This window comes from Sphingomonas sp. PAMC 26617 (genome assembly GCF_000242835.1).
Taxonomy (GTDB): domain Bacteria; phylum Pseudomonadota; class Alphaproteobacteria; order Sphingomonadales; family Sphingomonadaceae; genus Sphingomonas.
Genome location: NZ_JH594425.1, coordinates 3,982,782 through 3,994,502 on the forward strand (window position 1 = coordinate 3,982,782; position 11,721 = coordinate 3,994,502).

Here is an 11,721-nt window from a genome sequence, read left to right on the forward strand (position 1 = left end):
CCCTCAGCGGGAGTGGAAGAAGTCGTACAGTTGCTGCGCCACCGCCGCGCTCACGCCGGGGGCGCGCTGGAGATCGTCGAGGCTTGCGTTGCGGACCGCGCGCGCGGTGCCGAAATGCATCAGCAACGCCTTCTTCCGCGCGGGGCCGATGCCGGGCACATCGTCGAGCGGCGACGCGCCGATCGCCTTCGCGCGCTTCGCGCGGTGCGCGCCGATCGCGAAACGGTGGACCTCGTCGCGCAGCCGCTGGAGGTAGAACAGCACCGGCGCGTTGACAGGCAACTGGAACTCGCGCCCGTCGAGCATGTGGAACACCTCGCGCCCGTCACGCCCGTGATGCGGCCCCTTGGCGATCCCGACGAGCACGACGTCCTCGATCCCGAGTTCCTCGAGCACGCCCTTCACCGCATTGAGCTGCCCGCGCCCGCCGTCGATCAGTACGAGATCGGGCCAGTCGCCCGAATCGCGGTCGGGGTCGTCCGCCTGCGCGCGCGCGAACCGGCGGCCGAACACCTCGCGCATCATTCCGAAATCGTCGCCCGGGATCGTGTCGGGGTTCTTGATGTTGAACTTGCGATACTGGCCCTTGCGGAACCCCTCCGGCCCCGCGACGACCATTGCGCCGAGCGCGTTGGTGCCCTGGATATGGCTGTTGTCGTACACTTCGATCCGGTCGGGCGGTTCGGGCAGGTCGAACAGCTCGGCGACTTCGCGCAGCAATTTGGCCTGCGTCGTGCTCTCCGCGAGACGACGGTCGAGCGCTTCCTCGGCGTTGCGCTTCGCCTGTTCGAGCAGTTTGCGGCGCGTGCCCCGCTGCGGCATCGACAGCGCGACCTTGAACCCCGCCTGCGCGCCGAGCGCCTCGCCGAGCAATTCGGCTTCGGTCAGTTCGCGGTCGAGCAGGATCGTCCGCGGCGGCGGCACCTCCTCGTAGAATTGCGCGAGAAAGCCGGTGAAGATCTCGTCCTCGGGCACGTCGGCGGTGTGCGCGGGGAAGAAGCTGCGGTGGCCCCAGTTCTGCCCGCCACGGATGAAGAACGCCTGGATCCCGATCACGCCGTTCTTGCACGCCATCGCGAAGATGTCGGCATCGCCCAGCCCCTCGGCGTTGATCGCCTGGCTGCCCTGGATGAACGTCAGCGCGCGAAGGCGATCGCGAATGATCGCGGCGAGCTCGAAATCCATGTTCTGGGCGGCGGTCTGCATCTGCGCGCCGAGCTTGGCCTGCACCTCGGTCGATTTGCCCGCGAGAAACGCCTTGGCGTCCGCGACGAGCTCGGCATAGCCATCGGTGTCGATTCGACCGACGCACGGCGCGGAGCAGCGCTTGATCTGGTACAGCAGGCATGGCCGGTCGCGGTTCTTGAAGAAACCGTCGGTGCAGCTCCGCAGCAGGAACAGCTTCTGCAACGCGTTGAGCGTGTTGTTGACCGACCCCGCGCTGGCGAACGGTCCGTAATAATTGCCCTTGGCGCGGCGCGCGCCGCGGTGCTTCTGGATGCGCGGAAAATCGTGGTCGGCGCGGAGCAGGATGAACGGGAAGCTTTTGTCGTCGCGCAGCAGCACGTTGTACGCCGGGCGATAGCGCTTGATCAGCTGCGCCTCGAGCAGCAACGCCTCGGCCTCGTTGTTGGTCGTGACGATCATCATCGAGCGCGTCTGCGCGACCATCCGCTGGAGCCGCTTGGTCAGCCGGTCGACCTGCGTGTAATTGGTCACGCGGTTCTTGAGCGCGCGCGCCTTGCCGACGTAGAGCACCTCCCCGCGTGCATCAAGCATGCGATACACACCCGGCCGTATCGGCAGCGTTGCCAGCACGTTGCGGATCGCGGCGACGCCCGCCTCGATATCGGGCGCGTCGCTGCCGCGGACGGTGAAGGTGGCCTTGTCTTCGTTGAAGCGGGTCGGGGCATTGGGATCGGACATTACCGACGATCTAGGGATTCCCGCTGGCGGATGCCACGCTTTCGTTGCAAGGGCCCACAGGCTGGCAAGACGCCTCTACCCCTGCCCGTTCGTGTCGACCAACGTCGCGCACGCTGCCTTGCGCCGTGCCTCTCGACTGCGCGCGAAACGAACGGCGGGAGGCGAGACGCCGAGAGAGCGGCGTACCGCGTAAATCGATAACGGCTAGGATTTGCGCATGTACATCTCGATCACCGGACTGCGCCTCAAGGGCCCGCTCAGCTTCCCGCGCTTTGCCTGGCATGCGGTGGGGTCGATGCGCCAGGCGCAGACTGCGCCCGGAAATTTGCGCGCCGAGGCGCGGCGGATCGACGGGGTGCATCACACGATGACCGTGTGGACCGACCGCGCCGCAATGCTCGCCTATCTGCGCAGCGGCGCGCATCTGCGCGCGATGAAGGCGTTTCACGGGATCGCGACGGGCGCGGTGCTGGGATACGAGGCGGACGTTGCGCCCGAGTGGAGTGAGATCCACGCGATCTGGCGGGAGCGGGGGCGCACGGTTTGACGGCGCTTCTCTACCCCGGATCCCGCCATCTGGCCCGCCCTGTCCATCCCGTTCGTTTCGAACGGCCTGAAGTGTTTACGTTCAGTTAGAGCGGCAACCGGGCTTCGGAACTTGAATTGGTGTGGCAGCCCCGTCTGTACGACCAGCCTGCCACCCCGATCGCCGCGCCTACTTCAGCGCCGCCAGATCCGCCTTGACCTTCGCCAGCGCCGCATCACTCAGCGCGCCCTGCGACAACGGCTGGACCTGCGAAAGCGACATGCTCTTGAACTGATCGTACATCGGATGCGCGGTGATGTTGTCGAGGTCGGTGTCGAGGACCTTCTTCGCCACGGGGTCGGACGCGATCGTTTCGATCGGCGTATCGAGCGTGAATTTGGCAACGGGGGTCGCTGCAGCAGCGGGTGCGACCGGTGCAGTCGGCGCGGTGGTTTGCGCGGCCAGCGGCGTCGCGGTCAGGACGACGATCGCGGCGAGAACGGCAGATTTCATGGCAGGGCCTCATTGCAGGATCACGGCGCGAATCGCCGTCATCCTGACCCTAACCCGGACGTGTGACATTTAGAATGAGGCGTCGGAACGAGGTCGCCCCCGATCCGGCCGTGATTTCAGTTGAGGCGACCGAGCCCGGCGATCGTCCGGTCGACGAGCGCCTTGTCGGCGTCCGCGCCGTGACGTTCGGCGATGATCGACGAGGCGGCACGCGCCGCGGCATCCGCCGCCTGCGCCCGAACCTCGGCGATCGCACCGCGCTGGGCGGCGGCGATCTGGTCCTGCGCCATCGTCTGGCGACGGGCGACGAGTTCGGTCAGATCGGCTTCTGCCTTGGCGAGCATCGCTGCTGCCTCGGCCTCTGCATGCTTGACGATCGCTGCGGCATCGCCAGCGCTTGCCGCGTCGCGCTGCTTCGCGGCGGTGAGCATCGCTTCGGCCTCGGCGCGCAACCGCGACGCCTTGTCCAGCTGCGACTTGATCTTCTCGATCTGGCCATCGAGCATCTTTGCCACCATCCCCGGCACCTTCTGCCAGAGCAGGATGGCGAAGACGACGAGCATCGACAGCGCGACCCAGCCCGCGGCGTTGATGCCCAGTGCGGTCGGTTCGTGATGCAGTTCCACCACACCGCGCGTGGTGGCGGTGGTGACGGTCGGTTGCTCAGCCATGCGCCAATTCCGTCTTCACGCGTGCCGCGATCGTCGAACGGTCGACCGCCACGCCCGAAAGCTTGGCGACGATCGCCTCGACCGCATCGGTCGTTGCAGTTTCAATCTCGGCGACGGCCTGCGTCTTGGACGCTTCGACCTGCGCGGTTGCAGCGACCAGCTGGTCGTGCAGCGCCGCGTCGCTTGCCTTGAGCCGGGCCTCGGTATTCGCGGTCGCCCGCGCCTTGGCTTCGCCCAGCGCCGTTGCTGCCTTGGACCGGGCGCTTTCGAGCCCGGTCTGATAGGCGGCCTCGACGGCATGCGCCTGCGCGCGCGCAGCCTCTGCCGCGGCGAGGTCACCTTCGATCCGGCCGTTACGATCGTCGATCGTCGCCTCGATCTTGGGGACCATCGCCTTGCCGATCCCGAAATAGATCAGCGCGAATACGATCGCCAGCCAGAAGAGCTGGGAGGCGTAGATCTCACCGATCTGGGAAAGCTGCGGCATCGGATGCGCTCGCTCTGTCTTACTTGACGACGAAGAGGATGAGGATCGCGACGACGAACGCGATCAGGCCGAGCAGCTCCGATGCTGCGAAGCCGATGAACAGGCGACCCTGCTGGCCGTCTGCTGCGCCCGGGTTGCGGAGTGCGCCCTCGAGGAACGAACCGAACACGTTGCCGACGCCGAGTGCCGCGAGGCCGACACCGATCGCTGCCAGGCCGGCACCGATGTACATTGCACCAAGATCAGTCATCATAAGCTCCTTAGAATACAGTCAGATGGGTGTTGAAAGGATTAGTGCAGGTGCACCGCGTCGTGCAGGTACAGCGACGTGAGCAATGCAAAAACATACGCCTGGATCGCGCAGACCAGCAGCTCGAGCGCGCTGACGCCGACGATCATGACGAAGCTGAGCACGCTGACGACCGGGCCGAGCGCCCCGCCGGCATTAATGCCCTGAACGACGAAGCTGCCGAACACTTCGAGCAGGATGTGCCCGGCAGTCATCGCGACGAACAGTCGCAGCGCGAGGCTGAACGGGCGGACCATGAACGACACGAACTCGACCGGGATGATGACGGGCATCAGCCAGCCGGGCGCGCCGTGCGGCACGAACAGCGAGAAGAACTTGAAGCCGTGCTTCGCGAAGCCGACGACCAGCACGATCGCGAACGACAGGAACGCCAGGATCGCGGTGACGGTGATATGGCTGGTCACCGCGAAGGTGTGCAGCCCCGGCAGGATCGCGAGCGGCAGGACGCCGATCAGGTTGGCGAACAGGATGAAGAAGAACAGCGAGAAGATGTACGGCGCGAACTTCTTGCCGCCCGAGCCGATATTCACGGTGACCATCGAATCGATGAAGCTCACCGCATTCTCGGCCATCACCTGCCAGCGGCCGGGGATGAGCTGGCGCTTGAGCCCGCCCGCCATGAACACCGCGAGCACCACGAACACGACGACCATGAATAGCGCCGAGTTGGTGAAGGAGACGTCGTAGCCGAACAGCGAGAGATGGCGCCCGAGGACGGGCTCCACCATGAACTGTTCCATCGGATCGATTTTGCCGGCGCTCACTCCGCGCGCTCCTTCGAAATCTTGATGATGTTCATGAACGCCCCGACGACGGCCAGCGCCAGCACGATGAGCAAAGCCCACGGACTGGTGCCGAACCACGAATCGAGCGCCCAGCCCAGGATCCCACCGCCAAGCAGCGCGCCGAGCAATAGCGCAAGAACACGAGTGCCCTGACCATAGCCCTTCGCCTGCGGCACCGCGCCACGGCCATGCGACTGCGATGCCGCACGTGCCGAAGCAATGCGGGCGTCGAGGTCGTCGGTCGGGCGGTTATCGGCCAAGGGGCGCATGTCCTGATAAGAAAACGCCGCCGTGCTGTCTGGCACCGCGACGGTATGTTCGGAAAACAGGAGGAAGCCTCCCGTGTGACGGATCGTTTAGGAAGCTGGCCGGGGGGTGTCAACCATTGGTCGCGGTCCGGTCCTTCCGCGCGCCTACGTCCGCCAATGCGTTGCTTCGTCGCAAGCGTAACGATACGTCTGGCGATGATGACCGGCCCCGCCCCCGCCCTCCCGGACCAGACCGGACACCGCGCCCGCCTGCGTCAGCGGCTGTTCCAGCAGGGCGGCGAGGCGCTGCTCGATCACGAACTGGTCGAATATCTGCTCGCGCTGGCGATCCCGCGGCGCGACACCAAGCCGCTGGCCAAGGCGTTGCTCGCCGAGTTCGGCGGGATCGGCGGGCTGTTCACCGCCGAACCCGAGGCGTTGCTGCGGATGCCGGGCATGGGCGACACCTCCGCCGCGGCGATCCGCATCGTCCAGGCGACCGCCTTGCGGCTGCTGCGGGTCGAGGCGAGTACGCGTCCGGTGCTGGCGAGCTGGCAGGCTTTGCTCGATTATCTCCACGCCGATATGGCGCATCGTACCAATGAACGAGTCCGTGTGCTCCACCTCAACGCGCGCAACATGCTGCTGCGCGACGAAGTGATGAGCGACGGGTCGATCGACGAGGCGGCGCTCTATGTCCGCGAGGTGATCCGCCGCGCGATCGACCTCGGCTCGGCGGCGATCATCCTCGTCCACAACCATCCGAGCGGCGACCCCGCCCCGAGCCGCGCCGACATCGACATTACCCGACGCGTCGCCGAGGCGGGGAAGCGGATGGGGATCGCGCTGCACGATCACGTCATCATCGCCGCGTCGGGGCATTCCAGCCTGCGGGCGATGGGATTGCTGTGATTCGCCCGCGGCAACTCTTGCGCTGACCGTCGCATCCGCTATTCTGGATACATGGAATCAGCTCTCGCCATCGCCGGGCTCGGCGCACTCGCCCAGGGGACTCGACTCGATACCTTCCGGCTGCTGATGCGCCACGTGCCCGACGGCCTGCCCGCCGGGGAAGTCGCACGCCAGCTCGGCGTGCCGCAAAACACCATGTCGGCGCATCTCGCGATCCTGACCCGCTCGGGGCTGGTGCGGTTCGAGCGCAAGGGTCGCACGATCTTCTACCGCGCCGATATCGATTCGGTGCGCAAGATGATGCTGTTCCTCGTCCAGGATTGCTGCGCGGGCAACCAGGAATTGTGCACCCCGCTGCTCGCCGAACTTGCCCCCTGCTGCTGAAGGACCGCACCGTGACCATGGACATCATCGTCTACCACAACCCCGCCTGCGGCACCTCGCGCAACACGCTCGCGATGATCCGCAACGCCGGGATCGAACCGCATGTCGTCGAATATCTCAAGACCCCGCCGTCGCGCGCCATGCTCGTCGCGCTGGTCGAGCGCGCTGGGATCACGCCGCGCGCGCTGCTCCGCGAAAAGGGCACGCCCTATGCCGAGCTCGGGCTCGATGACGAAACGCTGTCCGACGCCGCGCTGGTCGATGCGATGATGGCGCACCCGATCCTGATCAACCGCCCGCTCGTCGTCTCCCCGCTGGGCGTGAAACTGTGCCGTCCGTCCGAAGCGGTGCTCGACCTGCTCCCCACCCCGCAGCAAGCCGCGTTCGCCAAGGAAGACGGCGAACAGGTCGTCGATGCCGCCGGGCAGCGCATCGCCTGATGCTGCTCGCGCTCGCGATCTTCATCGCCACGATCACGCTCGTCATCTGGCAACCGCGCGGGCTTGGCATCGGCTGGAGCGCGCTTGGCGGCGCGGGGGTCGCGCTGCTCGCGGGGGTGGTGTCGCTGTCCGACATCCCGGTGGTCTGGGGCATCGTTTGGAATGCGACAGCGACCTTCGTCGCGATCATCATCGTCAGCCTGTTGTTGGACGAGGCGGGCTTCTTCGAATGGGCCGCGCTCCATGTCGCGCGCTGGGGCGGCGGGCACGGGCGGCGGCTGTTCGTGCTGATCGTGCTGCTGGGCGCGACCGTCTCCGCGCTGTTCGCGAATGACGGCGCGGCGCTGATCCTGACGCCGATCGTGATCGCGATGCTGCGTGCGCTGGGGTATCGCGACAAGGCGACGCTTGCCTTCGTAATGGCGGCGGGCTTCATCGCCGATACCGCGAGCCTGCCGCTGATCGTTTCCAACCTCGTCAACATCGTCTCGGCCGACTTCTTCCGGATCGGGTTCGCGCGCTACGCCTCGGTGATGGTGCCGGTCGACCTCGCATCGATCGCGGCGACGCTGGTCGTGCTGTCGCTGTATTTCCGCCGGGATATTCCGGCGCGCTATCCCGTCGAGCAACTGCGCACGCCCGCTGCGGCGATTCGCGATCCGGCGACGTTCAAGGCGGGATGGGTCGTGCTCGGCGCGTTGCTCGTCGGGTTCTTCGTGCTCGAGCCGCTCGGCGTGCCGGTCAGCGCGATCGCGGCGGCGGGGGCGCTGCTGCTACTGGGGATCGCCGCGCGCGGCAATGTGATCGCAACGCGAACGGTGCTGCGCGGTGCGCCGTGGCAGGTCGTGGTCTTCTCGCTCGGCATGTATCTGGTGGTCTATGGCCTGCGCAACGCGGGGCTGACCGATCATCTCGCTGTGCTGCTCGATCGCAGCGCGCAGGGCGGCGTGTGGGGCGCGGCGTTCGGCACCGGGATTCTTGCGGCGCTGCTGTCGTCGGTGATGAACAACATGCCGACGGTGCTGGTCGGCGCGCTCTCGATCGAGGCGACGCACGCAACCGGGCTGGTCCGGGAAGCGATGGTCTATGCCAATGTCATCGGCTGCGACCTTGGCCCGAAGATCACGCCGATCGGCTCGCTCGCAACGCTGCTGTGGCTGCACGTGCTGGGGCAGAAAGGGATCCGGATCGGCTGGGGCTATTACTTCCGCATCGGCGCGACGCTGACGATCCCGGTGCTGCTGGTCACCCTCGCTGCACTGGCGCTTCGGTTGAGCCTGGCATGATTCCGCTCCCTCCCATTAAAGAGGTGCGCTGATGCCGCTTCGCCTGCTTGCCGATCCCGATCACCTCCCCGCACTCGATCCGCGCTATGCGCATCGCCGCCCCGCGCTAGGGCTGGGGCCGAGCGATCCGCCGCCGCGAATCCTGCTGCTCTACGGTTCGCTCCGCGAACGCTCCTTCTCGCGGCTTTGCGTCGAGGAAGCCGCGCGGCTGTTGCAATTTTTCGGGTGCGAGACGCGGATCTTCGATCCCTCGACCCTGCCGCTCCCCGATCAGGTCGCGGGCGACGATCATCCCGCGGTCCACGAACTGCGCGCGCTATCGCTGTGGTCGGAGGGGCATGTCTGGTGCAGCCCCGAACGCCACGGGCAGATCACCGGGATCATGAAGCTGCAGATCGACCACCTTCCCCTCGCAATGGGTGGAATGCGCCCGACGCAGGGGCGGACGCTGGCGGTGATGCAGGTGTCTGCGGGGTCGCAATCGTTCAACAGCGTCAATACGCTGCGCATCCTCGGCCGGTGGATGCGGATGGTGACGATCCCCAACCAGTCGAGCGTCGCCAAGGCGTTCGCCGAATTCGACGAGGACGGGCGCATGAAGCCGTCGTCCTATTATGATCGGATCGTCGATGTGATGGAGGAACTGGTGCGCTTCACCGTCTTGCTGCGGCCGCATGGCGCGCAGCTGGTCGACCGGTATTCCGAGCGCAAGGACGCCGGGCGGGTGATCGACCCGGCGACCGACCTTTCGAGCATCGCAGGTCGGTAGGATTGAGGTACGCCGACACTCGCCGGGATCAGACCCTTCCCCACCCGTTCGTTTCGAGCGTAGTCGAGAATCCTGGCACGGTGCCTGTGGCTGCTTCTCGACTTCGCTCGAAGCGAACGGGGCGGGGAAGCTGTACAGTGTAAGCCAGCCCTCTTTCCCTCTGAGGCCCGGGCCGCAACGCGAGCGAAGCCGAGAAACCCGCGCTGTGCCGGGCTTCTCGACTTCGCTCGAAACGAACGGTTGGTTGGGAGGTGCACGCCGTTTGCGCGGCGTGCGCCCTGGATCAGGCCGCTGCCGACAGGAACGTCGTCAGCTCGCCCTTGGAGACCTTACGGTTCTTGTCGACGTCCGCCTGCGCGAACGCCTGGGCGATCCAGGTCTTGGTCGCGGGGGCGGTTGCCTTGGTCGACGGGTCGCTCGCGGTCTTGAGCGTCACCATCCACGCGCCAAACTCCTTCGCGCTGAGCGCGCCGTCGCCGTCCTTGTCATAGGTCGGGAATTCGGTGCCGACGACTTCTGCGACCTGCGCGCCGGAGGCGGCCTGCGCGGTCGTGGTCTGCGCCGGAGTCGATTCGGCCGGAGCCGCACCCTGCGACGATGGTGCCGACGAGTTGGCATCAATATTCGTGGCCCCTTGCTGCGCGCCGGGAGGGACTGCGGCTGCAGGTTGCGTGGTCTGACCGAATACCGGCGCTGAAATCAGAACCGCACTCGCAATAACGATGGACTTGAACATTACGCATCTCCTTGGTCGGGATCCGGGGGGTTCCCTGCCCGGCGGATCCGATGCGTCCTTATGCTCCCGGCTTCTCCGCAATGCTATGGCAGGAGCCTGGGAACGCCCGATTTGAAGCCTCGGCCCGTCCCTGCTACCCCCCCGCTCGTCCAGATGCGTGCCGAATCCACGATGGGCCGATCCGGCCCTGTGTCTGGCGCGTTCCGATCCACGCCCGCTTGCCGAAGGAATCCCGATGGTCCCCCGCTACTCCCGCCCCGCCATGACCGCGATCTGGACGCCCGAGGCGCGTTTCCGCATCTGGTTCGAGATCGAGGCGCATGCGACCGAGGCGCTCGCCGACCTCGGCGTCGTCCCGCGCAAGGCGGCGGACGCGCTCTGGGCGTGGTGGGCGACCAAGCCCGAGATCGACGTCGCCGCAATCGACGCGATCGAGGCGGTCACCAAGCATGACGTGATCGCGTTCCTGACGTGGGTCGCGGAGCAGGTCGGCGACGAAGCGCGCTTCATGCATCAGGGGATGACCTCCTCGGACGTGCTCGACACCTGCCTTGCGGTGCAGCTCGCACAGGCGGCGGATTTGCTGATCGCGGATATCGATGCGCTGCTCGCCGCGCTGTCGGTCCGCGCGCACGAACACAAGATGACCCCGACGATCGGGCGCAGCCACGGCATCCATGCCGAGCCGGTGACGTTCGGCCTCAAACTCGCGCAGGCCTATGCCGAATTCGCGCGCAACCGCGAGCGCCTGGTCGCGGCGCGCGCCGATATCGCGACCTGCGCGATCTCGGGTGCGGTCGGCACCTTCGCCAACATTGACCCGCGCGTCGAGGAACATGTCGCCGCCAAGCTCGGCCTGACGGTCGAACCGGTCTCGACCCAGGTCATCCCGCGCGATCGCCACGCGATGTTCTTCGCGACCCTAGGCGTGATCGCCTCGTCGATCGAGCGGCTCGCGACCGAAGTGCGCCATTTGCAGCGCACCGAAGTGCTGGAAGCGGAAGAGTATTTCTCGCCCGGCCAGAAGGGCTCGTCGGCGATGCCGCACAAGCGCAACCCGGTGCTGACCGAGAACCTCACCGGTCTTGCGCGGATGGTGCGCGGCTATGTCACCCCCGCGCTCGAGAATGTCGCTTTGTGGCATGAGCGCGACATCAGCCATTCCTCGGTCGAGCGGTACATCGGCCCGGATGCGACGATCACGCTCGACTTCGCGCTCGGCCGGATGACCGGGGTGATCGAGAAGCTGCTCGTTTACCCGGTGCGGATGGAAAAGAATCTCAACAAGATGGGCGGTCTCGTCCATTCGCAGCGCGTTCTGCTCGCGCTGACGCAGGCCGGGGTGAGCCGCGAGGATTCGTATCGCCTCGTCCAGCGCAATGCGATGAAGGTGTGGGAATCGGATGGCGAACTGTCGCTGCTCGAACTGCTCAAGGCCGATCCGGAAGTGACCGCCGCGCTGTCGGTCCCGGAGATCGAGGACAAGTTCGATCTCGGCTATCACCTGAAGCACGTCGACACGATCTTCGCGCGGGTGTTCGGGGCGAAGCGTTAACAGTTCGTCGACGAAATAAGGCATTCCGACGTGCAAATGCTGCACCTGCGAATGCGCGTAACAATGTTGCTTGCCTAAGCAACAATCTCCAAATGCCTCCGTGCCGGGATGATCCGGCACGGAGACCCACGATGCGCATTTTGCAAACCCTGGCCAGCGGCCTGATCGCTGCT

15 protein-coding genes are annotated in these 11,721 nt (G+C 66.1%); 7 read left to right on the plus strand and 8 right to left on the minus strand.

Going from position 1 to position 11,721, the window contains the following annotated elements; translation table 11 throughout:
• Positions 1–3: 3 nt before the first annotated feature.
• Positions 4–1,926, minus strand: a complete 1,923-nt coding sequence (gene uvrC / locus RH91_RS17635; RefSeq protein ID WP_010164399.1) for an excinuclease ABC subunit UvrC — start codon at positions 1,924–1,926, stop codon at positions 4–6.
• Positions 1,927–2,143: 217 nt separating this feature from the next.
• Here uvrC and RH91_RS17640 point away from each other — a divergent pair, with 217 nt between their 5' ends.
• Positions 2,144–2,473, plus strand: coding sequence for an antibiotic biosynthesis monooxygenase (locus RH91_RS17640; protein WP_010164400.1), 330 nt, complete (start codon positions 2,144–2,146; stop codon positions 2,471–2,473).
• A 168-nt stretch (positions 2,474–2,641) separates the two neighbouring features.
• Here RH91_RS17640 and RH91_RS17645 read toward each other — a convergent pair whose 3' ends face one another.
• From RH91_RS17645 to RH91_RS17670, 6 genes are all read right to left on the minus strand, one after another.
• Positions 2,642–2,965 (minus strand): hypothetical protein, encoded by a 324-nt coding sequence (locus tag RH91_RS17645; protein ID WP_010164401.1) that lies wholly within the window; start codon positions 2,963–2,965, stop codon positions 2,642–2,644.
• Positions 2,966–3,081: 116 nt separating this feature from the next.
• On the minus strand, positions 3,082–3,636 hold the full coding sequence (locus RH91_RS17650; protein WP_010164402.1) for a F0F1 ATP synthase subunit B family protein: 555 nt from the start codon (positions 3,634–3,636) through the stop codon (positions 3,082–3,084).
• The gene (locus tag RH91_RS17655) at positions 3,629–4,123 is read right to left on the minus strand and encodes a F0F1 ATP synthase subunit B family protein (protein ID WP_010164403.1); all 495 of its coding nucleotides are present in this window, start codon (positions 4,121–4,123) and stop codon (positions 3,629–3,631) included. The genes RH91_RS17650 and RH91_RS17655 overlap by 8 nt, the downstream gene beginning before the upstream one ends.
• A 19-nt stretch (positions 4,124–4,142) precedes the next feature.
• A complete protein-coding gene (locus tag RH91_RS17660) occupies positions 4,143–4,355 on the minus strand; it encodes a F0F1 ATP synthase subunit C (protein WP_010164404.1) in 213 nt (70 codons plus the stop codon).
• A gap of 59 nt (positions 4,356–4,414) precedes the next feature.
• Entirely contained in the window at positions 4,415–5,173 is a 759-nt protein-coding gene (locus tag RH91_RS17665) for a F0F1 ATP synthase subunit A (RefSeq protein WP_051116738.1), read from the minus strand.
• A 20-nt stretch (positions 5,174–5,193) separates the two neighbouring features.
• Positions 5,194–5,487 carry an AtpZ/AtpI family protein gene (locus RH91_RS17670; RefSeq protein WP_010217632.1) on the minus strand — a complete coding sequence of 98 codons (294 nt, stop codon included), beginning with the start codon at positions 5,485–5,487 and terminating at the stop codon, positions 5,194–5,196.
• Positions 5,488–5,682: 195 nt separating this feature from the next.
• Here RH91_RS17670 and radC point away from each other — a divergent pair, with 195 nt between their 5' ends.
• Genes radC through arsH form a run of 5 tightly spaced genes read left to right on the plus strand, consistent with a single transcriptional unit; the run spans position 5,683 to position 9,257 of the window.
• Positions 5,683–6,378 (plus strand): RadC family protein, encoded by a 696-nt coding sequence (gene radC, locus RH91_RS17675; RefSeq protein ID WP_010164408.1) that lies wholly within the window; start codon positions 5,683–5,685, stop codon positions 6,376–6,378.
• 51 nt (positions 6,379–6,429) lie between these two features.
• Entirely contained in the window at positions 6,430–6,762 is a 333-nt protein-coding gene (locus RH91_RS17680; protein ID WP_010164411.1) for an ArsR/SmtB family transcription factor, read from the plus strand.
• A gap of 17 nt (positions 6,763–6,779) precedes the next feature.
• Positions 6,780–7,202, plus strand: a complete 423-nt coding sequence (gene arsC / locus RH91_RS17685; protein WP_010164412.1) for an arsenate reductase (glutaredoxin) — start codon at positions 6,780–6,782, stop codon at positions 7,200–7,202.
• Positions 7,202–8,488, plus strand: coding sequence for an arsenic transporter (locus RH91_RS17690; protein WP_010164413.1), 1,287 nt, complete (start codon positions 7,202–7,204; stop codon positions 8,486–8,488). The genes arsC and RH91_RS17690 overlap by 1 nt, the downstream gene beginning before the upstream one ends.
• A 31-nt stretch (positions 8,489–8,519) precedes the next feature.
• Entirely contained in the window at positions 8,520–9,257 is a 738-nt protein-coding gene (gene arsH, locus RH91_RS17695) for an arsenical resistance protein ArsH (RefSeq protein WP_010164414.1), read from the plus strand.
• Positions 9,258–9,540: 283 nt separating this feature from the next.
• Here the strand turns inward: arsH and RH91_RS17700 are convergent, their stop codons facing one another.
• The gene (locus RH91_RS17700) at positions 9,541–9,993 is read right to left on the minus strand and encodes an EF-hand domain-containing protein (RefSeq protein ID WP_010164415.1); all 453 of its coding nucleotides are present in this window, start codon (positions 9,991–9,993) and stop codon (positions 9,541–9,543) included.
• A 235-nt stretch (positions 9,994–10,228) separates the two neighbouring features.
• Between RH91_RS17700 and purB the strand changes: the two genes are divergently transcribed.
• On the plus strand, positions 10,229–11,548 hold the full coding sequence (gene purB / locus RH91_RS17705; RefSeq protein ID WP_010164416.1) for an adenylosuccinate lyase: 1,320 nt from the start codon (positions 10,229–10,231) through the stop codon (positions 11,546–11,548).
• Positions 11,549–11,721: the final 173 nt, after the last annotated feature.

Bases quoted from the DNA above. Each gene is read 5' to 3' on its own strand.
- RH91_RS17670 (WP_010217632.1), bottom strand. From the start codon at position 5,487: ATGCGCCCCTTGGCCGATAACCGCCCGACCGACGACCTCGACGCCCGC.
- arsH (WP_010164414.1), top strand. From the start codon at position 8,520: ATGCCGCTTCGCCTGCTTGCCGATCCCGATCACCTCCCCGCACTCGAT.
- RH91_RS17655 (WP_010164403.1), bottom strand. From the start codon at position 4,123: ATGCCGCAGCTTTCCCAGATCGGTGAGATCTACGCCTCCCAGCTCTTC.
- RH91_RS17680 (WP_010164411.1), top strand. From the start codon at position 6,430: ATGGAATCAGCTCTCGCCATCGCCGGGCTCGGCGCACTCGCCCAGGGG.
- RH91_RS17660 (WP_010164404.1), bottom strand. From the start codon at position 4,355: ATGTACATCGGTGCCGGCCTGGCAGCGATCGGTGTCGGCCTCGCGGCA.
- RH91_RS17700 (WP_010164415.1), bottom strand. From the start codon at position 9,993: ATGTTCAAGTCCATCGTTATTGCGAGTGCGGTTCTGATTTCAGCGCCG.
- uvrC (WP_010164399.1), bottom strand. From the start codon at position 1,926: ATGTCCGATCCCAATGCCCCGACCCGCTTCAACGAAGACAAGGCCACC.
- RH91_RS17640 (WP_010164400.1), top strand. From the start codon at position 2,144: ATGTACATCTCGATCACCGGACTGCGCCTCAAGGGCCCGCTCAGCTTC.
- radC (WP_010164408.1), top strand. From the start codon at position 5,683: ATGATGACCGGCCCCGCCCCCGCCCTCCCGGACCAGACCGGACACCGC.
- RH91_RS17650 (WP_010164402.1), bottom strand. From the start codon at position 3,636: ATGGCTGAGCAACCGACCGTCACCACCGCCACCACGCGCGGTGTGGTG.
- arsC (WP_010164412.1), top strand. From the start codon at position 6,780: ATGGACATCATCGTCTACCACAACCCCGCCTGCGGCACCTCGCGCAAC.
- RH91_RS17690 (WP_010164413.1), top strand. From the start codon at position 7,202: ATGCTGCTCGCGCTCGCGATCTTCATCGCCACGATCACGCTCGTCATC.
- RH91_RS17645 (WP_010164401.1), bottom strand. From the start codon at position 2,965: ATGAAATCTGCCGTTCTCGCCGCGATCGTCGTCCTGACCGCGACGCCG.
- RH91_RS17665 (WP_051116738.1), bottom strand. From the start codon at position 5,173: ATGGAACAGTTCATGGTGGAGCCCGTCCTCGGGCGCCATCTCTCGCTG.
- purB (WP_010164416.1), top strand. From the start codon at position 10,229: ATGGTCCCCCGCTACTCCCGCCCCGCCATGACCGCGATCTGGACGCCC.